The sequence below is a fragment of the Bacillus sp. MN7755 genome (assembly GCF_054771475.1).
In genome coordinates this window covers 346,602-369,958 of sequence record NZ_BTRL01000008.1, presented here as the reverse complement: position 1 = coordinate 369,958, position 23,357 = coordinate 346,602, and the positions used below count along the sequence as shown (strand labels likewise).

Sequence of the window (23,357 nt, the reverse complement as noted above, 5' to 3'; positions counted from 1 at the left end):
CAAAAGGGTAATTATACTTATTTCATAAAACCAGCCACAAGCATTCGCCAAAAATTACTCGATTTCCCTTCATACCCAATTTGAAAAATAGGTACCTTTATAATCGATAACCATCTTGGTGTTTGTTTCTCTTTATAACACTGGTACTGTAAAATAAGCTTGTCCAATTCTTGACTAACTTGAATTGTCTCCATACTATTTAACCCACTCGTTAAACCTAATTGAATCATCTCTTCACGTTTCATATGAATATCACGTGAAAGCTTTTCTAATGTGTACTTCCTTTTTACAGTAAACATTCATATCCCCCTTATTATACTTCCATGCTCTCAACTTCACTTCTCCATCGACCTTTTAACTACTTAATCATATTTGAATTTGAAGAATCAGAAAATTAAACATTTTCTCCCTGTAATTTACAAATCTTTACCCTCACTTTGAGAATTATTACAAATTATTCTATCTTTGTAAATACATTCGCAATAATAGACATTTTTTTCACCTTCTTTTTTTATAAACACCTATTAAATAGCGGATTCTCTATTTTCCATATACTTTTCTTCGACATTTTTTGTTTAATTTATATAAAAACGCAAAACATAATGATGATTGATAAAGTGAAAATTTAATCATTGAGGGTGTTCACTCCCCACTGCCCGCAAATAGTAGGATAAAATAGAAAGGAAATATTTATATGCGCAAATATACAATTGCATTTCTTATGCTTACTATGTTCTTACCATCTTTCTTGTTTCCTGTTCAAGCAAAGGCACATACAAACAAAGTAGCTATTGTCATTGATGACTTCGGCAATAATATGAAGGGAACTGATAAAATGTTATCACTTCCTATTCCACTGACTGTTGCCGTTATGCCTTTTCTTCCTTCCACAAAGGAAGATGCGATAGCGGCTCACAAGAAAGGGCACGAAGTTATTATACATATGCCAATGGAACCTATTAAAGGTAAAAAAGAATGGCTTGGACCAAAAGCAATTACAACTGATTTAAGCGATGAAGAAATAAATAACCGACTCGAACAAGCGATTCAAGAAGTACCGCATGCAATTGGGATGAACAATCATATGGGATCAAAAGTGACCGCGGACGAAAGAATTGTACGACTTATACTTGCAGCTTGTAAAAAACACGGTTTATTTTATTTAGATAGCAAAACAAATCCTAAGAGTGTCGTCCCGAAAATCGGGAAAGAATTAGGAGTGCCTATTATTGAAAATCAATTATTTTTTGATGATGTGTATACAGCCGCACATATTTCAAAACAAGCCCAATTACTCATAAAAAAACTTCAAGAAAAACCGATTATGGTAGCTATCGGACATGTTGGGCCTCCAGGTGAAATTACATCACGTGTAATAGAAACTTCTATTCCTAAAATTCGCGCACATGCAGACTTTATTTTTTTATCTGATTTAGCATTATCTCCACCTCCTGTTTCAAAATAAGATTCATTACTCAAAATAAAAAAGGACCAATCTGCATATAGCAAATTGGTCCCTTTTCCTTTTCACCTTAAATATAATCTACATGACTCACCCTGAATCCTTTTTTCTCTATTTTTCCGATTAATTGCTTTAATTTTTTTTCATTTAACTCATCTGTTATATTTACGATAACACGGCGAATATATTGATCGCCGTTATCTAGCGTAAATAATCCACCGATATTAAATGCTTTCAACAATGTCCCAAGTTCCTTAATCGTTCCCTTACAATCTTGTGTTGCAATTGTTAATATATAACCACCCGTCCGCATACCGAATGAATCTTCAATAACATCAAATATATTAGAATGCGTTAAGATACCGACAAATTCATTATAATCATTTAACACAGCTAAAAATGGAAGGCGACGAATAACATAAAATGCTCTAAAAAAAGAATCCTTTTCAAAAATAAATGCAGCGGAATCTTCCAGCATATGTTCCGTACTTAATTTCTCTAATCCACCATCACACTTCTTTTCTAAAAGATCTACTTTATAAATTATCCCCATGAATTTCTTTTCATCTTCTGCTACTACAGGGATTGCTCGAAATCCCGTTTCATTCATAATTTGCAAAGCCTCTTCACCTGAATCTTTCATTTTGCAAAATGTTACTTGCTGTTTTGGCAGAAAATGATATTTAACTCGCAAAATATGTTCCTCCTTACATGTCAACATGTAATCTATATATAATAAGGAAACCTATATTTTATGAGTAAAATCATTTTTAAAACGCTTTCATTTATTTATTGACTTGTAACGAACGACACCACAAACATTTTATATTACAGAGCTCTTCGCACCTTTTATCATTAACAATTTCACATGGTAATTCATTAAATATTCTATACCCTCTAGCCATTTTTTCGCTTCTTCTGGAGTTTTCCCCCACACGATCATGCCATAATTATGAACGAGAACTACTCCTCCACCTTCAATAAAATTCGGCACATCATTTTCTAATAAATCAGCGAATTTTTTCTCATCTTCTACAATGGGAATTGTCATTTCTGTTATACCTTCTTTTCCAAAAACACGTTCCACGCTACGTTTATCGAATGTTACTTCCCCTTCTTCTCCGTATAACTCTGATATTAAATGACTATCTACAGTCTGCACTTGTAAAATACATTCTGCACTACTTTTTTTATAAATATCCGCATGCATAAATGATTCCGCAGCTGGTTTTTCTTCATTTTCAAATACTGGCTCACACATACAATTTACAACAATAAAATCTTCTTCTGAAAATAGCCCTTTATCTCTTCCCTCAACGTTTACTAAAAAAGTTAACGGCTCTTTTGACGTACAGAGTGATAAACTAATTTTTGTACCATAAAACCAATCACGAAGTGCTAATTCAGATTTCACATCTTTCAATTCATTCCATTTTTTTAGAAAAAATAACATTTCGTCACCCCCGGCGTAATATTTATATAATGTTCAAATCCTTTCTATGTAAAAGGAGTATTTTTTGATTATTCTAAAAATTTAATTGAATTATCACATGAGAACGCTTTTTTGTCAATATAGTTTCACAGCTCTTCTTTAAAATGGGCCATTCATATGTCCATACACCTGTCGATTGCCTATTTCATTTTATACATAAAAAATACGTTATTCTTTTTACATTAAAGAATAACGTATTTTCTCATCTTTTATTTCGTTATTGCATTATATAAAAACTGTGCATATTGTTCACGTGTTACGAAATCATCACCTAAAAAGTTTCCTTTTCCATCACCTTTAGATATATTATTATCCGCTAAAGATGTCACATATTCTTCTGCCCAGTGACCAGTTGGTACATCTTTAAAATTCACTTTATTATTTCCATATTCTTTTAACTGAAATACTTTATATAATACTACAGACATTTCGTATCGAGTTAATACTCCATCTGGACGAAATTCCCCAGTACCATCTCCTTGCATAATTCCAGCTTGCGCAACTGTAGCAATATCTTGCTCAAACATATGCCCTTTCGTATCTGTAAATCTCTCTTTCTGCTCTACTTTATTTTCTAATTTCAAGTACCTTTGTACTAAAGACGCAACTTGTCCACGAGTAATATTATCCCCAAATCCAAATTGTCCATTTCCATATCCTTTGAAAATATTTTCTTTCGCTAAATAGTTAATTGCTTCTTCTGACCAATGTCCTTTTGGTACATCTTTAAATTCTACTACTTCTACTTTTTCATCTTCTTTAGAAGTGTTGTCTTCTTTAGAAGTGTTATCCCCTTTGCTTTCTACCACATTTTGAATTACAGATCCTGTGAAGAAGATTCCTGTATCAGCAAATGGATCTTTCACACCAAATTCGTATATTTTCTCACCTGATGTACTCCACTTAACTGCATCATTACTATACGTACCACCTTCGCTCTTCAAACGAATTTTTGTAGAGATGTTACCATCTTTTTCGTATATAGGTACTTTTACTTCTTTATTTACTTCTGTTTCCCCTAAAAATACTTTTTGATTTTGAACATTGATATAAGCTTTCTTACTTAGTTCTATTACTGGTCTAACATCGCGGATCTCATTTGCAACAAAACTTAAATATACTAACTTATTCAACTTACTAACTGACGATAAGTCTGAAATATAATTTGCTTCTAAATCAAGCTTTTGTAAGTTTACTAGACTGGATAATGGCGTAATATCTTTTAATTCATTGTTAGGTAAATCTAATTCTGTAAGTTGAGTCATTTTAGCAAGTGGTGTCACATCTTCAATTTGATTTTTCCCGATAAATAACTTACTTAATTGATTCATTTGATCAATGCCCGATAAATCTTTAACTTTATTACGTGTTAATACTAAGTCTTTTAAAGGTAATGAATATAACGGTTTAATATCTTCAATTTGATTACCAGCTAAAGTCAAGTAAGTTACATTTTTTAACGCGCTTAATGGAGCAACATTCGTAATTTTATTATTTGCTAAATTCAAGTAATCTAGTTGTTCCATTTTCGCTAATGCTGTTACATCTTCTATTTGGTTGCCTGATAGATATAAACTTTTTACATTTTTCATTTCAACTAACGGTGCAACGTTTGTAATTTTATTATTACTTAAATCTAGAGATTCTAAATTATCCATCTTAACAAGTGGCGTTACATCTGAAAATTCATTACCACGCAAAGCTAAATGATTTAATTGCTTTAAGTTCGCAAAGAACGACGGATCTGTTATCTTCGCATTCGCAACTGTTAAAGATTTTAAATTTGGCATATATTTTAATGCACTATAATCAAGAATCTCATTCGTATTTAAAAACAAGTTCTTTACTTGTAATAACTCTTCTTTCGTAATTGGTGTATTTAAATCTTTTCTATTAAATACTTTTTTATTAACAAGTTCTCTTAATTTGTTATCTGTTATCATATTTTGATTATCAACTGGATTATCCGTTTCTGTATTGCCTGAATTGGAGTTATCATCTGGTTTCTCTGTTTCTTTGTCACCTATAGTTGGATCTTTAATTTCAAATTGAACTTGATATTTGTGATCATATCCAATAGCCGGAATAAGTATGTGCATTTGCATATTATGCTTCTTCTCAAACTCGCCAATTTCAAATTGAACTACTTTCGTTCCATTCTTCCTCTTATCTTCTGACAAAACTTTCACATCATGAAATACACCTGGTTGGTTTCTATCTTCTATTCTAAGATATTGAAAATAATCACTATCTTGCATTGTTACAGTAACAATTTTTTTCCCGGCTGCAATTGTTACTTTAGGATCTTTTATATATTGAGAAACCATTGATGGCTCATCTTTTTGATCCTTATATATTTTAATCTCAGTATCATACATACGATCACTCGCTGCTGCTACTGATTGGTTTGCTTCAATTTTTATTGCTGCCAATGCTGGAGTAGAATAAGCAGCAAATGGAATTGCTAATGTCGTTGCTACTACTAACGCCTTCATATAGTTTTTTTTCAAAATAATATCCCCTATCATATATAGTTTTTATAATTGATAACACTTATCAATTACCTACAATTAAATGATAATGAATATCATTATCATTGTCAATGGGAATATTACATTAGATTTATATTTTCAAAGATAAAAAATAAAAAACCCTTTATTCAAAGGGATTTTTTACCTATCGTATGAAGAATTTCACTTTTTTCCTTCTCATTAATTACACCGATTTTCTGCAAAATATTCGCGTACAATACAAGTTTATTATATATTCGTTCTGACATGTTCCCCCTTCTTTCCTTCGACCAACTTTTTTTGTATTGGTAAATTATATGAAAGAGACGAGAAAATGTGTCCACTTTTTGCATAAATACAAATCTTTTATTCCGCTCTTTGCAGGCAGTAAAACTCCCACCTAAAAATCAGGTGGGAGTTCAATTTATTTAGCAAATTGTCCATTGAATATTATGCTTTTTAATTTCCTCTTCAAAACTATAGGGCATTTTTTTATCACAAATAACATGCTGAATACGAGAAAATGCTGCTATTCGATAATTCCCTTTTACGCCTATCTTTGTATGATCACATAGAATATATGTTTTTTCCGCTAATTTCATCATCGCTTCTGACAGTTTTGCCTTTTCTAATTCAAAACTAGAAACTCCAAAACTAGGCAATAATCCATCAATCGAAACGAATGCTTTATGAAAATGGAATTGCTGTATTACTTGCTGGGAAATAGATCCTGATACGCGTGAATGCTTTGGAGATACTTTCCCACCAATAAATAAAACTTCACCGTGAAACATTTTTTTATTAATAGAAGAAATTAATTGTGTGGCTACTGGAAATGAACTTGTTACAATCGTTAAATTTTTTCGATGAACCAGATATGGTACCATTTGAAGTGGTGTACTTCCGTCATCAATTGCAATCACATCTCCATCTTCCACAAACGTTGCTGCTTTATACCCAATTCTCTTCTTCTCTTCTATATGCAGCATCTCTCGTTCTAACATTGGTGCCTCTATTCCGGCTCCCGGAAGTTGGACTGCTCCACCATACACTTTCTTCAACTTCTTTTCACGATCCAATTCTTCTAAATAACGACGAATCGTCTCTGTTGAGACAGCAAACTCTCTCGCTAATTCTGAAACTTTTACTTTCCCTTTAAACTCTACCTTCTCAAGAATGGTTCGCTTTCTTTCTTCACCTACTACAGACATAACCTCACCCCATTGATTTCTACCTCATACACTGCTTTACTTATACAAAGTTATAACTTTCTTTGTAAGTGAAAACTTCTTCATGAATATGAATGCCACGCTTTTTTAGTTCATCAAAAATAATTTGTGGATTTACAAAAGCTTCCTCTGGCGTCACAACACCAACTTTATTTACATTCCCTTTTGCGATTAACTCTGTAGCAATCCCAAATGGAATACCGACGTTTCTCGTATACGCTCTTAATTTTCCCCATCCTACAACAGATCCATCAGATAACGGGTGTGTATGATATAATACGTGCCCTTGTTTCTCATTATTTTTCATACCTATTACTTCTACATGAAGTGCATAACCGTAAACCTCTGTTTCTTGTCCTTCTTTCGATTGCAATAGGTACTTCGAAATACAATCCATAATCCCAATGTCTTTCCCGTTTATTTCAATTTGATCATTACGCAATATACCATAATCATATAAAGCACGTACGAGCTGCATATTTTGCTTTGGCCAAGTTCCTCTCGTCTCTATCAGCTTGACGTCTTTATTTTCTAGCGCTTTTGCTAACGTCATTGTTTCAGAATGCGGAATGATATACTGCGTTGTTTTACCGTAAGGCGCAGGCAATTCAATTTCTCTCGGACGCGCAAACGGAGGTACTTGCTTAAACTCACCATCTTCATACACTGTACGCGATGGCAAATGTGGATCATATTCATATGTCGTTGTCTCTGTAATGGATGCAGAAAAAGCAATTGGACGATATGAACCGTGACTTACACGAACTGACTCTACAGTATCTAGCTGATTTGCTGCATGCATCGCCATCATTTGCGTTACACCTGGCGTCATACCAAAACCAGGTAAACACGTTTTTCCATTTTTAACAAATATAGAATGCGAATCATTTTCTTCACCAAATCCATTCAAATTCACACCGTGACAACCTGCTTCTGCAATACATCGAGTAGACAATCCATTTAGCTTTATCGTCGTACCGTCCATTACAATGTCATAGCCTTTCATCTTTGCAACCGTATCCTCGTGATTCATTACATCTACTTTAACAAAATCTACGCGAGGATCGTTGAGCCATTCTACTACTTTAAGGCCCTCTTCCTCATTAAAATCAGCTACTGTAATCGTCTCAAAAGATGAAAATTGCACTAAATCTAAAATGGCTTCACGACAAATTTTACCTGCTCCACCTAAGCAAAATACTTTCAACCTATAACAACTCCTTTAGTGATACTATCAACTAAGCGATTTATGTCTTCCTCATGTACATCACCAATATTTCCAATGCGGAACGTATCTACTTTCGAAATTTTCCCAGGGTAAATAACAAATCCATAGCGTTTTAACTCATTATATAACTGTTGAAACTCGAAGTTCCCTTCCGGATAAATGAAAGATGTAATAATAGGAGATTGATATTTTTCATCTACGAGTGGTTTGAATCCGATTTCTCCCATTCTATACACTAGTAGTTTTTGATTGTTGTAATATCGATTGTAACGTGCGCTTACTCCGCCCTCTTTTTCTAATTCAAGCAATGCTTGATAAAAAGCGTGTACAACATGTGTAGGTGATGTAAAACGCCATTTTCCATTTTGATTTTCCATCGTTTCCCACTGATCATATAAATCAAGAGATAAAGAGCGAGCTTGCCCCTTACACTTCAGTAATTCAGCACGCTTTGCAATAACAAATCCGAATCCCGGAACACCTTGAATGCACTTATTCGCACTACTAACTAAAAAATCAATTTGCAAATCAGCAATGTCTATTTCAATCCCGCCGAAACTACTCATTGCATCAACAATTGTAACCTTTCCGTACTGCTTTCCTAATTTACATACATCTACAATTGGATTTATAATGCCTGTTGTTGTTTCACAATGAACAACTGCAACATGCGTAATCTCTTTGTCTTCTTGCAATATCTTTTCTATCTCTACAATATTAGTAGGTTCCCACTCTTCTGTTTGACTGACCACCACATTTATATGTAACATCTCTGCTATTTGTACAATTCGCTTACCGTACGCACCATTTGTACAAACAAGAAGCTTTCCGTTTTTTGGAATGACAGAACCAATCACTGCTTCAACTGAAAACGTACCGCTTCCTTGCATTAGAACAGTTGTATATTTCGCTTCTTCCTTCGTCGCTAACGATACAAGTTTAGCCCTTACTTCTTGTACCATCGTGTTATATTCAACATCCCACGTACACCAATCGTATAACATAACTTCTTTTACAGTTTTTGTTGTCGTTAATGGTCCTGGCGTTAATAATAAGTAGTGATTTTCAGTCATGATTCTATTCCCCTTTTATGAAATAATAAGTTCTTGTTTCTCGATATGTTCCATTACGGTTTCAAGTTCCTGCATCGTTTCAATCGTAAAGTGCGCCCCATTTTCAACGAAACGATTGCGAACTACTTCTACTTTTTCACGAAGTTCTGCTGGATCCATATTCTCCACTTCCTCTTCAGTTAAACCGAGTTCGCTACTGCCAAGAATTACACCAACTGTCCACATACCAGCATTTCTTCCCTCTTTCATATCTGATACCGTGTCTCCAACTTTTATCATATGATTCATCGGATATACACCAAGTTCCATCGCATTTTTATAGCACATCCACGGATACGGACGACCCGCTGGAACATCATCTGGCGTTACAAGAAAATCAGGTTTATATCCTTGTAGCGCTGCTTCTTTTGCTACAATGTCCATCATTTCTCTCGTATAACCAGTCGTTGAACCAATTTTAATTCCTCTTTCACGTAAAGAAGCAATCACTTCTTTTACTCCATGGATTGGCGACGCATAGCGCGGTAAAATAGCGAAGAGAATCTCTTCAAATTCTTCATACATCTCCTGAATGTCTGCTTCTGTTGGTAATTGTCCAAAAACACGATTCCACTCACTCGCAATACGAGGCATCTCTGTAAGTGCCCTTACATGATCAATCTTCAATAACCCCATTGGCTTACGAGCTTCTTCCGCTGTAATTGCAACACCGCGTTTATGGAAAATCTCCATAAACACTTCCAGTGGTGCAAAACATCCGTAATCAACTGTCGTACCTGCCCAATCAAAAATAACCGCTTCAATTTTCATTCTATCCATCACCTTTCTCACTTATCTTTTTTGCCATTGTGACGTTCGGTTACGAAGTGCTTTCGTTCCCCATTCATATACAACTCTTACTACAATATTTGTAACAACAATAAGTACACTCATTGCAGCTGCTGGCGCTACATTTCCTGCATCATCCATATTTACGATTGATACGGCAGCTAGTTTAAAATCAGCTGCGTATAAGAATACAACTGCTGACACAGTTACCATTGAATTTACGAAGTAGTACATCACCATTTCTAGAATGGCTGGTAAACACATTGGTACTGTTACTCTAAAGAATGTTTTATAAAACGGAATGCCCATCGACTGCGAAACAAGCTCAAACTCTCGGTCTAATTTCTTTAAAGCAGTCGTTGCCGTAACGAATGTTACAGAATAAAAATGAATGATATTGACTAGTACTAACACAGCGATTGTTCCGTATAAAGAATGAAACGGATTCGTTACTGATAGTCCAAGTATTTGGATTGTTGGTTGACTAAAGAAAAAGACGTATCCCAATCCAAGTACTAAACCTGGTATTGCTAAAGGGACGATAGAGAAAAAGTAACCTGCTTTTCGTAAAAATTGTAGCTGATTTATTTTCTCAATCGCATATGCGAACATAAATGTTAAGACGGCTCCAATAACCGCTGTAATTGCTGAAACAATTACGCTATTTTTAAACGCTTCAAGTCCATCTCCTGTTAAACTAGAAAAATTAAAATGCTCAAATGTAAAGCTCATATTATACGGCCATACTTTCACACTTGCAGCAATACCAACTGCCACAAATAATAGAATGATCATAAGTGTTATTACGCTACAATATACAAATGAAATAACATCTCGTTTCTTATTATTTATTATTCTGTAAGGTACTGCTTTGGAAGATAAGAAATTAGCCTGCTTTCTTTGCGTAATACGATCAACTGCAAACGCAAATATAGCTGGGATTAATAAAATCATTCCGACAGTTGCACCCATCGGCATATTTTGTTGTCCAATTACTTGTTTGTATACGTCAGTAGCGAGTACATTATATTGCCCACCAACAATTTTTGGTGCACCAAAATCAGTGAAACTCAGTGTAAACACAACAAACATCGCACTAATTAATCCGTACTTTACACTAGGTAAAGTAACAGTGAAAAATTGCTTTGTTTTACTCGCTCCCAACATATTAGAAGCTTCATATAATCGATAATCAGAGCCTTGAAATGCAATTAATAATATAAGAAAGGCTTGCGGAAATGTATACATGACTTCAGCCATTACAATTCCTACTGGTCCATATAAAGGGATTTGTATACCTTCAAACAAACCAAACATTCCTTTCGTTACTAACCCTTGATTACCAAATAAATATGTCAGTGCGATACCGTGCATCATCGTTGGTGCGAATAATGGTAACAACGCGACATATTGAAATACACGCTTCCCAAACACATTCGTACGAGCAATCGCATAGGCGTAAGCGAAAGCGAGTGTCACTGCAATAATTGTTGTCGCGCCCGAAATCCATACCGTATTTTGTAATGATTGAACTAGCGTTGGTGTTGTGAAATATTTACTGAAATTCGCAACACCAATGAAAGCTCCATCTTTATCATAAAAAGCTTGTGTAAACAGTTGTAATAGCGGCAATACAAGCATAATCAAAAAGGCAAGAATCATACCAATAACTAATAGTCTTTGTATCCACTCTTCTTTACCGATACGTCTCTTAATCTTTTTTTTCGTATTTTCTACCTTTAAATCTTCTAATATCTCCATCTATACGACAACCTTCTTTCCATATGACAACATATGATTTTCTGAGAAAGAGATTTGAATCGGCTTTCCTTTCCTAATAGCTGATTTTTCTACTTCTGATGCCAATATATCTACAACAATTTTCTCATTATATAGATGTGTTTCCTCCTCTATAACTCGCACTTCTGTCCGGTATACAGATCCCCGAAACTCCATGTTCTCTACAATTGTTTTCATACCATTATTTTGTACAACTGTTACATGTTCAGGACGAATTGCATGTTCTTCGTTATTTGTCGAAAAGAAATTAATAGAACCAATAAAATCTGCCACAAACGGATTGGCTGGTCTTTGATAAATCTCCTCTGGTGTGCCAATCTGCATAATTTCCGCATGATTCATTACAACAATTTTATCAGCCATCGTTAATGCCTCTTCTTGATCATGCGTGACCATAATAGTTGTTACTCCTACTTTTTCTTGCAAATCACGCATTTCTCTACGTAACTTTTCACGTACTTTTGCATCTAAAGCAGATAACGGCTCATCGAGTAACAAAATATCCGGAGACAGAGCGAGCGCACGTGCAAGTGCTACTCGCTGCTGTTGTCCGCCAGACATTTGAGCAGGATATTTATCTTTTACATTCAGCAAATCTACAAGTTCTAACGCATCGAGCGCTTTCTCTTTTACTTCTGCTTTTCCATGTTTTTTTGTCTTTAAGCCATATTCAATGTTTTCAAGTGCTGTTAAATTAGGAAACAATGCATATGATTGAAACACCATTCCGAAATTCCTCTTTCCAGGAGGTAATGCTGTAATATCTTTTCCATTCACAGCTATACTACCTGTTGTTGCTTCTTCTAACCCTGCTAAAATTCGAAGCAATGTTGTTTTTCCACAGCCACTTGGGCCTAATAAACATACAAACTCATTTTTTTTCACAGTAAAAGAAATGTCTTTTAACGCTGTAAATGCATCAAACTGTTTTTGAATGTGTTGAATTGATAAATATTCGCTCATTTTTTCTCTCTCCCACTCACTTACTTTTTCGGTTCTGCTTTTTGGCCAAACTCTTTTTCCCATTTTTCTAAAATTTTGTCGCGATTTTCTGCTGCCCACTTAAAGTCATTCTTTTTGTATAACTTTTCCGTCACATCTTTAGGGAATCCATCTGGAAGTTTATAATCATTTTTAATTGTCGCAAATCCATTTTTCTCAAAGTATAATTTCATTACATCATCAGTAATTGCCCAATCTAAAAATGCTTGCGCTAATTTTTCATTTTTCGCGTTTTCTTTTTTAATAAGTGCGTTCGCTTCTACTTCCCAGCCTAATCCTTCTTTCGGCAGTACAACTTCAACCGGTGCACCTTTTTGTTTCTCTTTCAAAGCACTATAAACCATTGATACACCAACTGGATATTCACCTGCTCCTGCTAATTTCGCTGGTTTTGATCCTGAATGCGTATAACTTGCCATATTATCATGAAGTTTCTTCATGTAATCCCAGCCTTTATCTTCACCCATAATTTGTAGCCATGCGGAAACTGTTAAAAACCCTGTTCCTGAAGAAGCCGGATGTGGCATAACAAGTGTTCCTTTATATTCTGGTTTCGTTAAGTCTTCGTATGATTCTGGCATCGGTAAATTTTTCTTCTTTAATTCTTCTTTATTTATAGCAATCCCCGTCATAAATGCAGTATTTCCTACCCATTTTTCTGGTTGCTTATCATCTTTAAATTGCGGAAGAACACGATCCGCTCCTTTTGGAGAGTATCCTTTTAACATATCTTTTTTATCTAAAGCTAATAGACTTGATGCAGCAGTTCCCCATACAACATCTGCTTGTGTATTCTTTCCTTCAGCTAGCAATTTCGCTGTAATAACTCCAGTTGAATCACGAACAATGTTCAATTTCACATCTGGGTATTTCTTTTTAAAAGAATCAAGATAAATTGGTACAAGTTCTTCTTCAATCGCTGTGTAAACAGTTAATGATCCAGATAGTTTATCATCTTTTACTTTTGCTCCAGCACTTTCTTCTTTCTTTGCACCACACCCCATTAATAACGAAAATACCATTCCAGTTGCTACAGCTTTAAAGATTGTTTTTTTCACTGTCTCTCTCTCCTTTTACAAATCTTATGTACAACTCAAATATAAACAACTAGTGTAAAAGCAGTATTAAACCAACATTAATCTTTTGTTTGTTGTTTGTTTTTGTGTAATACGTTGCTACTTCTATATTTTTTCGCATTTTTCTGCTAATAATGAACACTAAATTTACAAATAATTAAAAAACCTTTATAATCCCACAAAAAAATGAGGCGTTTGTAAAAAACGCCTCATTTTTGTTTACCCTTTTTTGAATTACGATTTGCATACTTCGCGCTATTTTCTCCTTCATACTCTAATGCAAATTCTGCATCTGGTAAGCTTTCTTTCGGAGTTTTATTATTGTTGATTGCCGCATTTTGTTTCACTTTTCTTTTTACCAATACATTCACCTGCTCTCAAGAATTCACTTTCTACTCTAGTTTGAAGCAACATAAAAGAATTATTACTGGCAAGTGTTAACAAGTACATAAGAGCCGTTAGATGGAAATACTACGTATGAAGAAATCATTATAAAAAGGAGCAATTATTTTGAAGAAGAAAGATAAAATTCAGTCACCAATTTTAGACGAAACGCTCCCGCATCAAATGAACTTTCCATCTTTTAAAGGCACAGGTAAAAAGATGCAACAACCTTTTATAAATCAATATGAAGTTGTAATCGGAGACAGTAAATATAATTCCGAGAACAGTCCGCTTAACAATTGGAGCGATGAAGTAGATCCTGCCATTATGGCTGGTGATGAATGGATCCATCCTACAAATGATATTGGGTGGATTTCAGAAGAGAATCAAGAGTTGCTAAAAAAAGAAGCAGATAATAAAAATGAAGCTTTCATGCACCCTCAATTTGGAATTAACGACTAAAAAACCATTCTACCTAACATAGGTAGAATGGTTTCATGCTATCCAATAATAATCCGCTCTTTCGGGTATTTATAGCGGGGCGGCTGTTCTCTTCCGCCACTAGCTAGTATAAATGTTAAAATACCAACACGACCAATAAACATAAGTACAATGAGTACAAGTTTACCAACAGTTGTTAAATCTGGCGTAATACCTGTCGATAGTCCTGTCGTCCCAAAAGCAGAACACACTTCAACAATTAAACTCATAAGCGGTACATTTTCCGTAATAGATAAGATAAATAGTGCTGTCGCACATAATAAAATCCCCATCGTCATAACGACAGATGCTTTCAGCACATCTTCTTCATGTAGCTGACGTTTGAAGACTCTAACCGTTCTCCCACCTCTTGCAAAAGTGTATAGCGATAATATACTAACAGCAAATGTTGTTGTACGTATTCCGCCTCCAACCGAACTTGGAGATGCTCCTATAAACATTAATATACTCATAAATAAAAGCGTCGGTTGTGACAACTCACGTATATCCATCGTAGCAAGCCCACCACTTCGCGTCGTCACAGATTGGAATAATGTATAGAAAACTGTTTCATGCCATGACTTTCCTGCTAAAAACTGATTTCGTTCTAGCAAAAAAATCATAATTGTCCCAACGATAACGAGTGCAAAAAATGTTGTTGTCGTCAGTTTTGTAAATAATGAAAAACGAAATAGTTGCTGTCTCCTTTTACTAAGGAATTGTTTCACTTCCATTAATACCGGGAAACCAATTGCTCCTAAAATAATAAGTAACATATGAATCATTTGAACAATATAATCTTTCTTATACGGAATTAGTGATTGCCCTGTTAAATCAAATCCGCCGTTCGTGGTTGCACTAACAGCCGCAAAGAAACCGTGAAAATAAGCTTCTTGCCAAGTTGGAAAATAAAGTAGGAATCTTGTACCTAATAGTATTGCTCCAATAAGTTCTATCGAAATAATTACAATTAAAATAGAACGCATCAATTCTACAAGACCTGATAAGTTTCCTTGATTATGGTCTGCCATAATCAATCTTCTTCTCTGCAAACCAATCTTTTTCCCCGTTATGATCCAAACAAAAGTACCAAGCGCCATAATTCCTAAGCCGCCTAATTGTAAAATAAGGGCTAAAACAATAATCCCTGCCGTAGTAAATGTATCTGAAATCGTAACAACAGACAGTCCCGTAACACTTACCGCACTAACAGATGTAAATAGGGCATCGATAAATGTCCATTTCACACCAGACTTCGTAACAAACGGTAAACTAAGTAATATTACCGATACAACTACTGCTAATAAATAAAACAAAACAATGAGTTGTACAGGACGTAATTTTTGTAAAAACTTTTTTATATCTCTCATTCCATCACTTCGCTACCTTTTTCTATCGATTAAATAAAGAAAAATCTTCACTTTCTTTATTTGTAAATAACTGCTCAAATAATTTGGCAAATACCATTCCATACAAAGTTCCATTACCTCCATGCAGTAATGCGTAAAATAAATTATGTATCTTTTTGTCTTCTCTTAAAATAGGTAGACCATCATGACTACTACCAAATGCTGCTGCCCAATAATACTCTGCTTGTATATTTTTATACTGCGGGAACATCTCTTTTACAATGTTAATAAGGATATCACGCTTATGCAATAATTTCGTATCACCGATTGTTTGAATTTGCATCGCTTCATCTAATCCGCCTACAATAATACGGTTTTGATGCGTCCGAAAATATAAGTAGGGCCGTGCTGTTTCCCAAATTAATGATCGCTCATGCCAGCCTTCAAACTGATCTATTTCATTTGTCACAACTGCATAAGATGTCTCTACTGTTGTATTTTTTTCTTTCTTCCCAAAAAGCGCTTCATAGCCCGTTGCCATAATAATATTCTTTGCTACAATTTGATTTCCTGTTTTCGTGTAACAAATTAAATCACTTTGGCGTTTTTTTATATGTATGGCCTCTGTATGTTCATGTATAGTAGCACCCATTTGATTTGCTTTATGCAAAAGACTATGTGCTAATAAATACGGGTTCACTTCGGCATCACCGTGTGTGTATAATGCTGATTGTTTTGTAAAGGAATAACGTTCCTTAATATTAGATTCTGTAAAATACTCAACAGGAAATCCATAGTTCTGTAACGTATTGTACTCCTCTTGTAAAAATGAGACATCCTCACTTTTACTTGCATAATATAAACTACTTCGTGGAATAAAATGGGGATCAATATCGAGAGTCTGTACAACTTTCTCCATTGTTCGTAACGCTTCGTAACAAAGCTTATATGCTCGTACCCCTTTTTCTTCACCAAATGTATGGATAAGTGAGGTTAACGATTTATCATGAAGAAACTGTAATAAACCTGCATTTGCAAATGTACTACCACATGCAATTTTTCTTTTTTCAATAAGCATCACACTCATGCCAATTTTCGCTAAAAAATACGCTATATGGGCACCTGCTTCGCCACTTCCGACTACAAGCACATCACATATCATATCATTTTCTAACGGTGGATAACAAGGTACAGAAACTCCTGTATTCCAAAACAACTTACCAGTCATAAGTTTCATAATTATACTCCTAAAATATAAATTTCTCCTTTCTATGTTTTGTTATTTTCCATAAAAAAATCCAACTAACACAACGCTAGTTGGATTTTTTATTTTTACTTCGAACGCTCGTCAAGCCAATCTCCAATCATCGGATAAGTTTGTTTTACAGCTGTTCCGCCGTAAACGATAGACATATGCCCTGTTGGTAAACATACATATTGTTTATCTGTGCTAGAAATATGATCTAGCAATGCTTCTACTTGGCATGGTAGGGCGATATGATCACGTTTCCCGGAAATATTTAAGACATTCGCCTTAATATTTGCAAGGTCTACCTTTTGTCCGCGAATAACGAGTTCACCCTTAACCAGTTTATTATTTTGATAAAAATCACGAATCCACTGTCTATATGATTCACCTGGGAACGGAATGCCATCGCCAACCCACTTTTGAACTAACCTCCAGCTTTCCACGAAGCGCTCATTCTCTGAACGATCTACTAAAGCAACGTATGGGCCAACAAAGTTTGTAATTGGTTTTAGCATTTTGTTTCCGAAATCAATCATTTCTGGGGGAATATTACCAAATGTATCAACCGCTTTATCTAAATTGAAATATTTTTCATCTAGTAAAGGACCATATAATCCTGTTTCAGAGAAATCAAAAGGACTTGTCATGAAAATTAAATTGCGAATTGGCATGTGCGGATGAAGTGCTGCATAAATGGAAGTTAGCGTTCCACCCATGCAATAACCAAGTAAAGAAATCTCGTCCGATTTTGCAGTTCGCATTACTTTTTTTACTGCTTTTGCAATATAATCAAACACGAAATCATCAAATTTCAAATGACTATCTTCTAAACCAAATGTGCCCCAATCAAGCATATACACATCAAAACCACGGTCCACTAGATATTCCACTAAACTATTTCCAGGAGTTAAGTCCATAATATATGGTTTATTAATAAGAGCATATATTAATAGAATTGGAACTCTTTGTGTTTTTTCTTGTTTTGGAATGTAGCGATAAAGCTTCGTCTTATTCTTCGTCCAAATAACCTCTTTCGGCGTTAAGCCTACTTGCGGCTCTGGTTCACGTAATAAAATTTCACTCGCCCTTTTCACTCGGCGGTATGCTTTTCGGTATTCTTCTGGGTATAGCTCTAATTGCTTTTCCCATTCTGTTGCGAATGTAGTCATTTTTCTATCTCCTTTTTGGTCGATTTCCTTCTAAAAAAAGAAGTGCATTCCTGCTATGGATATGCACTTTTTTCTTACTTCATTACATATATAATCCGCCGTTAATGTTTAATTGCTGACCTGTGATATAAGCACCGTCACGGCATAGGTATACTACACCTTTTGCAATTTCATCAGCTTGACCAAAACGTTTTTTAGGGATTTTTGCAACGATTTTTTGACGTACTTCTTCTGGTACTTCTGCTACCATTTCAGTATCAATAAATCCTGGGCAAATAGCATTTACAGTTACATTTGTTTTTGCAAGCTCTAATGCTAATGATTTTGTAAATCCTAACATACCTGCTTTCGCTGCTGAGTAGTTTGTTTGTCCAAATCCACCCGCTTGTCCAATAATAGAAGAAATGCTAATGATTCTTCCTTCTTCTGCTTCCGTTATGTATGGAAGTACAGCGCTTGTCGTATTAAATACGCTGCTTAAGTTCACGTCAATTACGCGCTCCCAATCTTCACGATTTAACTTTTTGAATGTACGATCTCTTGTAATACCAGCATTATTAACAAGAATATCAACTTTACCAAAATGATTCACTGCTTCTTCTACAAGTCGGTTTGCATCTTCTACTTTAGAAACATCCGCTTGAACTGCATAAACGTCATGTCCTTCTTTTCCTAGCTCATTTACTAAGTTTTCAGCTGCTTCTTTACTGCTGTTATAGTTAATAACAACTTTTGCTCCCTCTTGTGCTAGCGCTACTGTAATCGCTTTTCCAATTCCTTTTGCCCCACCTGTTACGATTGCTACTTTTCCATTTAATTGAACCATTTCTTTTCCCCCTTAAATGAATTTGTGAACGACTATTATGAATCATTTTGGTACTCATACTATGGAGTCCCTATATAATTATGTTTCGCTGTTTATACATAGAAAAGAGATTCTCCCTCTCTCTTTTATCTGTTATAAACAAGCGCTATTATCACTTTTTATTTTCTGGCTTATTCGTAGGTTTTACTTCTTCTTTTACAGGTTCTTGTAGTTTCGCTAGTACTGCATTTTGCTTTTCTAGCAATTCTAAAATTTGATCAACTTTCGTTTCTAATGTGCGAAGATCTTGTTTTACTTTCGTAACATCACGCTTTAATGTAGGAGCTTGTCCTAACGAATCCACTTTCTCTTCTAGAACTTCCTCAATGTTATCTACTTTATTTTCTAAGTTAATAACAAGCGTAGCCACTCTAGCTATATCCTCTTTCGTAGGCACATTTACCTGCTCTAAATAGTTTTTTGTTGTATCATTTAATGCTTTTTGATAAAACAAATTCAAATCTAGAACACTGCCCATCCAAGCAGAATATTCTTCTGTTTTAATTGTTTCATTGAGCGCTTTTCCCCAAAATGTTTCGGTTTGTTCATAAGCATTTTTCCATGCTTGTAGTGGATCGAATTTTTGATCAATCACTTTACCTACACTCCCTTTTTCGTTTTTGAAACAATTCAACCTATTCACTATTTTCTAATATTCTGAATAAAACTTCAAGTATATATTTTATTTTTCTTTATTTTCCAACAAATGTATTGACATTAAAAACAGATAGGTGTAAATTGCACTTATAAGCACAAAATTCTATCTAACTGATTCATGAGGTGATGCACAATCATGCTACAAAATGAACCAGAACAACGCGAAAGTTTGGAGAACAACCAAGCAAAACAACCAAACTCCATGCCAAAAAACTTCTTAGTTCCCTTCTTACTTCTCTGTCTAAAAGACTGGAGTCTTCATGGTTACAAACTTATTCAAATGCTAATGGATATCGGCTTCTCTTCTGTTGACCAAGGCAATGTGTATAGAACACTACGCAAATTAGAAAAAGAAAACCTTATTTCTTCTACTTGGGATACAAGCGACGGAGGGCCAGCAAAAAGAATTTATTCTTTAACTGAATATGGAGAGCAATATTTAACAACATGCGCGACTTCTTTTGAGCATTACCAAAATATGCTGCGGACGTTTTTCACGTTATACACCAACGCATTCTTTCCATTTTCTACTTCTCCAGAAAAGGATGAAAAGGATTCTTCATCTTCACCTGGTGGTACAGCAGAGTAATCTGCGTTCACAATATGCAAAAAAACATTTGGGGGTCAAACAATGGAAACTAAGCCATACGAATTAGTCGATGCATTTTGGAAAAACTGGTCTCAATCTCTTTCCCTTTTCTCTTCAGCAGGGAAACAATTAGAGCAACTTACTTTAGAAACGTTAAAACAACAACAAGACGCTTTGCATAAATTAACATCAGGTGTAGATGAACTAGAAAAAGAACTACACCAATTCACTGCTCAGTTCAATAACCAATATACAGATTACGTGAAGCAATTAACTGGAAACTCCTTAAATGACCAAATTAACGAGTGGCAAGAAAAATGGAATGAGCTTTCTACTCAAATGCACCAACTTACTGTTTCTCCTACGAAAACATCTTTGTCTATTCTTACTCAAACAAGTGGGCAATTTGAAGAAACAACAAAGCAATTTATCGAGCAACAACAATCACAACGTGAAGAGGTTCAAAAACAGTTAGAAGTTTTTTTGGGAGAGTTCAAGTCCAAACAACTAGAACTCGCAAAGCAATTCGAGGAAAACTCAAAAAATCTATTTACTTCCATCAAGTAAGAAAAATGTGGCAACTAACTGCAGCACAAACAAAACTCTTTCTTCCTCCTACTACATCAAGATGGCTGGCATTTTTCGATATGGAAAAGAAGGAGGACAAAATGAATCCATTTCAAGAAGCACAAACAGTTCCAGAGCTTCGTTATGATGAGATTCAAGTCGGTGACCAAGCATCATTAACAAAACAAATTACGGATGAGGACGTTATCAATTTTGCAAAATTGACTGGAGATGTGAATCCCATTCATATTTTAGATTCGTTTGCAAAAACGACAATGTTTAAAGAACGTATTGCTCATGGCATGCTCGTTTCCAGTTTTATTTCTACCATTCTCGGAACGAAACTCCCTGGCAAAAATACGATTTATTTATCTCAAAACGTTTCATTCCGCGCTCCTGTCAAAATCGGCGATACACTTCGTGTAGTGGCAGAAGTCATCAAAAAACGGGATGATAAAAAAATCATTACATTACAAACAAACATCTATAATCAATCCGATGCTATTGTCGTGGAAGGTACAGCGACAATACTGAAAAAAGAGTAGCAAATTTGCTACTCTTTTTTCTATCCAAGAACTTCTAATCACACCGGTTACTTCCGGGTATGAGTACGTTATTTACACATAAAATAACGGTACCAGTTCAGATAAGTATTTAACTGGACTGGACTACTCATAAGGATGTGTATCAACATGGTAAAAACAAACAAATTACTAGTTCCAGGTGCTGAACAAGCGCTTGAACAATTTAAATATGAAATTGCACAAGAATTCGGTGTAAGCTTAGGATCTAATACAGCATCTCGTTCTAACGGATCAGTTGGCGGTGAAGTAACAAAACGCCTTGTTGCTTTAGCTCAACAACAATTACGTGGATAAACCTATAACATATGGCTTAGAGGCAGATATTCTCTGCCTCTTTCTATTTTTAACATACATAATCGTGCTTTTTCACATACTAGTAAGAGCAAACTGAAAGGAACGATATGTAACATGAAACGGATTAATATTCGCATGAGTCCTCCCCGTGTTCTTACTTTGTCTTTTATTATGTTATCAATTATCGGTACATGCTTATTAAAACTACCAATTGCTACAACAACGTCTATTTCATGGCTCGATGCTTTATTTACAACCGTTTCTGCTTGTACGGTTACAGGGCTTGGTGTTGTGGACACTGGAAAAGTATTTACCTTATTTGGCCAATGTGTCATTTTAACGCTTATACAAGTGGGCGGACTGGGCATTATGAGCTTTGCCGTTTTAACCGCGATTATGCTCGGCAGAAAAATTGGTCTTCAAAATCGACTTTTACTGCAACAAGCGTTAAATCAAACGAATATCGGCGGTGTCATTCGTCTTGCCAAAGCATTATTTTTATTCTCTTTTACCGTTGAATGTATCGCTACGTTGATTCTTTCTTTTGAATGGGTACCAAAATACGGTATTGCTAAAGGGGTCTATTATAGCTTTTTTCATTCGATTTCTGCTTTTAACAATGCAGGTTTTTCTGTGTGGAGTGATAATTTAATGTCCCATTCTCATAGCGTTCTTGTCAATCTCGTTATTTCCTCCCTCATTATTTTAGGTGGGATTGGTTTTACAGTAATCGTAGATATAAAGAGAAAGAAAAATTTTAAAAACCTTACATTACACTCAAAACTTATGCTCTCTTCTACTCTAATCATTAATATTATTGCGACTGTTTTTATTTTTATATTCGAGTTCCACAATTCTCTTTCTATGAGAGGCTTTACCCCATTTGAAGAGGGAATGGCTGCTTATTTCCAAGCCATTTCAACGCGAACTGCCGGATTTAATACGGTTGATATTTCTGCATTATCCAAACCTTCCTTACTATTAATGATGCTCCTTATGTTTATTGGTGCTGGTAGTGCTTCAACTGGTGGCGGGATTAAGTTAACAACATTTTTAATCATGTTTTTTGGGGTGTTTAAATTTTTACAAGAACAAGATGATATTGTCGTATTTAAAAAATCAATTAAAGATACTCTCATTGTCAAATCATTGACCATCACTATTATTTCTATTTCATTTATCTTTTTCGCTATTTTAATTTTAAGTATTACTGAGCAAGTTCCTCTATTAATGAGTGCTTTCGAAGTATTTTCAGCATTTGGGACTGTTGGCCTCAGTATGAATTTCACACCCCACTTAACTATGATTGGAAAAGCTATTATTATCTTTATGATGTTTTTTGGGAAAATGGGACCTTTAACATTGGCTTTTTCCTTTGCACGTAAAAAGAACCGGAAAATAAAATATCCGAATGAAGATATTTTAACAGGTTGACAACCGTATAAATTATCCATATAATGAGAATACAAC

The 23,357-nt window shown here is 34.9% G+C and carries 24 protein-coding genes; 7 read left to right on the top strand and 17 right to left on the bottom strand.

Features of this window, described 5'->3' with window-relative positions; all coding sequences use genetic code 11:
• Window positions 1-17 precede the first annotated feature (17 nt).
• Window positions 18-299, bottom strand: a complete 282-nt coding sequence (locus ACYVEC_RS08955) for an aspartyl-phosphate phosphatase Spo0E family protein (RefSeq protein ID WP_063224501.1) — start codon at window positions 297-299, stop codon at window positions 18-20.
• A 395-nt stretch (window positions 300-694) separates the two neighbouring features.
• Here ACYVEC_RS08955 and ACYVEC_RS08950 point away from each other — a divergent pair, with 395 nt between their 5' ends.
• Complete coding sequence (locus ACYVEC_RS08950) at window positions 695-1,465, top strand: divergent polysaccharide deacetylase family protein (RefSeq protein WP_063224502.1); 771 nt, start codon at window positions 695-697, stop codon at window positions 1,463-1,465.
• A 67-nt stretch (window positions 1,466-1,532) separates the two neighbouring features.
• Here ACYVEC_RS08950 and cbpA read toward each other — a convergent pair whose 3' ends face one another.
• The 11 genes from cbpA to ACYVEC_RS08895 all read right to left on the bottom strand — a co-directional run bounded on the left by cbpA (window position 1,533) and on the right by ACYVEC_RS08895 (window position 14,062).
• Complete coding sequence (gene cbpA / locus ACYVEC_RS08945) at window positions 1,533-2,156, bottom strand: cyclic di-AMP binding protein CbpA (RefSeq protein WP_063224503.1); 624 nt, start codon at window positions 2,154-2,156, stop codon at window positions 1,533-1,535.
• 129 nt (window positions 2,157-2,285) lie between these two features.
• Window positions 2,286-2,915, bottom strand: a complete 630-nt coding sequence (locus ACYVEC_RS08940) for a class II aldolase/adducin family protein (protein ID WP_063224504.1) — start codon at window positions 2,913-2,915, stop codon at window positions 2,286-2,288.
• 248 nt (window positions 2,916-3,163) lie between these two features.
• Complete coding sequence (locus tag ACYVEC_RS08935; RefSeq protein ID WP_080468688.1) at window positions 3,164-5,482, bottom strand: NEAT domain-containing leucine-rich repeat protein; 2,319 nt, start codon at window positions 5,480-5,482, stop codon at window positions 3,164-3,166.
• A 410-nt stretch (window positions 5,483-5,892) separates the two neighbouring features.
• Window positions 5,893-6,675, bottom strand: coding sequence for a DeoR/GlpR family DNA-binding transcription regulator (locus tag ACYVEC_RS08930; protein WP_063224506.1), 783 nt, complete (start codon window positions 6,673-6,675; stop codon window positions 5,893-5,895).
• A 40-nt stretch (window positions 6,676-6,715) separates the two neighbouring features.
• Window positions 6,716-7,900, bottom strand: coding sequence for a saccharopine dehydrogenase family protein (locus tag ACYVEC_RS08925; RefSeq protein WP_063224507.1), 1,185 nt, complete (start codon window positions 7,898-7,900; stop codon window positions 6,716-6,718).
• Window positions 7,897-8,994 (bottom strand): 2-aminoethylphosphonate--pyruvate transaminase, encoded by a 1,098-nt coding sequence (gene phnW, locus ACYVEC_RS08920; protein WP_063224508.1) that lies wholly within the window; start codon window positions 8,992-8,994, stop codon window positions 7,897-7,899. Before phnW ends, ACYVEC_RS08925 begins: the two co-directional genes overlap by 4 nt.
• Before the next feature lie 15 nt (window positions 8,995-9,009).
• Window positions 9,010-9,804 carry a phosphonoacetaldehyde hydrolase gene (gene phnX, locus ACYVEC_RS08915; protein WP_063224509.1) on the bottom strand — a complete coding sequence of 265 codons (795 nt, stop codon included), beginning with the start codon at window positions 9,802-9,804 and terminating at the stop codon, window positions 9,010-9,012.
• 21 nt (window positions 9,805-9,825) lie between these two features.
• Entirely contained in the window at window positions 9,826-11,583 is a 1,758-nt protein-coding gene (locus ACYVEC_RS08910) for a putative 2-aminoethylphosphonate ABC transporter permease subunit (protein WP_199677667.1), read from the bottom strand.
• Window positions 11,584-12,585 (bottom strand): putative 2-aminoethylphosphonate ABC transporter ATP-binding protein, encoded by a 1,002-nt coding sequence (locus ACYVEC_RS08905; RefSeq protein ID WP_063224511.1) that lies wholly within the window; start codon window positions 12,583-12,585, stop codon window positions 11,584-11,586. It abuts the gene before it with no gap.
• A gap of 20 nt (window positions 12,586-12,605) precedes the next feature.
• On the bottom strand, window positions 12,606-13,682 hold the full coding sequence (locus ACYVEC_RS08900; RefSeq protein WP_063224512.1) for a putative 2-aminoethylphosphonate ABC transporter substrate-binding protein: 1,077 nt from the start codon (window positions 13,680-13,682) through the stop codon (window positions 12,606-12,608).
• A gap of 227 nt (window positions 13,683-13,909) precedes the next feature.
• Entirely contained in the window at window positions 13,910-14,062 is a 153-nt protein-coding gene (locus ACYVEC_RS08895) for a hypothetical protein (protein WP_000240799.1), read from the bottom strand.
• A 148-nt stretch (window positions 14,063-14,210) separates the two neighbouring features.
• Here ACYVEC_RS08895 and ACYVEC_RS08890 point away from each other — a divergent pair, with 148 nt between their 5' ends.
• The gene (locus tag ACYVEC_RS08890) at window positions 14,211-14,546 is read left to right on the top strand and encodes a DUF3905 domain-containing protein (RefSeq protein WP_063224513.1); all 336 of its coding nucleotides are present in this window, start codon (window positions 14,211-14,213) and stop codon (window positions 14,544-14,546) included.
• A 38-nt stretch (window positions 14,547-14,584) separates the two neighbouring features.
• Here the strand turns inward: ACYVEC_RS08890 and ACYVEC_RS08885 are convergent, their stop codons facing one another.
• The 5 genes from ACYVEC_RS08885 to phaR all read right to left on the bottom strand — a co-directional run bounded on the left by ACYVEC_RS08885 (window position 14,585) and on the right by phaR (window position 19,791).
• Complete coding sequence (locus ACYVEC_RS08885) at window positions 14,585-15,934, bottom strand: TrkH family potassium uptake protein (RefSeq protein ID WP_063224514.1); 1,350 nt, start codon at window positions 15,932-15,934, stop codon at window positions 14,585-14,587.
• 22 nt (window positions 15,935-15,956) lie between these two features.
• On the bottom strand, window positions 15,957-17,150 hold the full coding sequence (locus ACYVEC_RS08880) for an NAD(P)/FAD-dependent oxidoreductase (protein WP_063224515.1): 1,194 nt from the start codon (window positions 17,148-17,150) through the stop codon (window positions 15,957-15,959).
• Between the two features lie 95 nt (window positions 17,151-17,245).
• Entirely contained in the window at window positions 17,246-18,331 is a 1,086-nt protein-coding gene (gene phaC, locus ACYVEC_RS08875) for a class III poly(R)-hydroxyalkanoic acid synthase subunit PhaC (protein WP_060630047.1), read from the bottom strand.
• Between the two features lie 82 nt (window positions 18,332-18,413).
• The gene (locus tag ACYVEC_RS08870) at window positions 18,414-19,157 is read right to left on the bottom strand and encodes an acetoacetyl-CoA reductase (protein WP_000250412.1); all 744 of its coding nucleotides are present in this window, start codon (window positions 19,155-19,157) and stop codon (window positions 18,414-18,416) included.
• Window positions 19,158-19,308: 151 nt separating this feature from the next.
• Window positions 19,309-19,791 carry a polyhydroxyalkanoic acid synthase subunit PhaR gene (gene phaR, locus ACYVEC_RS08865; protein ID WP_000566952.1) on the bottom strand — a complete coding sequence of 161 codons (483 nt, stop codon included), beginning with the start codon at window positions 19,789-19,791 and terminating at the stop codon, window positions 19,309-19,311.
• A 198-nt stretch (window positions 19,792-19,989) separates the two neighbouring features.
• Here phaR and phaQ point away from each other — a divergent pair, with 198 nt between their 5' ends.
• The 5 genes from phaQ to ACYVEC_RS08840 all read left to right on the top strand — a co-directional run bounded on the left by phaQ (window position 19,990) and on the right by ACYVEC_RS08840 (window position 23,321).
• Window positions 19,990-20,442 (top strand): poly-beta-hydroxybutyrate-responsive repressor, encoded by a 453-nt coding sequence (gene phaQ / locus ACYVEC_RS08860; protein ID WP_000939954.1) that lies wholly within the window; start codon window positions 19,990-19,992, stop codon window positions 20,440-20,442.
• A 42-nt stretch (window positions 20,443-20,484) separates the two neighbouring features.
• Complete coding sequence (gene phaP / locus ACYVEC_RS08855) at window positions 20,485-21,009, top strand: polyhydroxyalkanoic acid inclusion protein PhaP (protein ID WP_063224516.1); 525 nt, start codon at window positions 20,485-20,487, stop codon at window positions 21,007-21,009.
• Between the two features lie 101 nt (window positions 21,010-21,110).
• A complete protein-coding gene (locus tag ACYVEC_RS08850; protein WP_063224517.1) occupies window positions 21,111-21,554 on the top strand; it encodes a MaoC family dehydratase in 444 nt (147 codons plus the stop codon).
• Window positions 21,555-21,701: 147 nt separating this feature from the next.
• Entirely contained in the window at window positions 21,702-21,887 is a 186-nt protein-coding gene (locus tag ACYVEC_RS08845) for an alpha/beta-type small acid-soluble spore protein (RefSeq protein WP_000241212.1), read from the top strand.
• A gap of 114 nt (window positions 21,888-22,001) precedes the next feature.
• Complete coding sequence (locus tag ACYVEC_RS08840) at window positions 22,002-23,321, top strand: TrkH family potassium uptake protein (protein WP_063224518.1); 1,320 nt, start codon at window positions 22,002-22,004, stop codon at window positions 23,319-23,321.
• The last annotated feature ends 36 nt before the right edge of the window (window positions 23,322-23,357 follow it).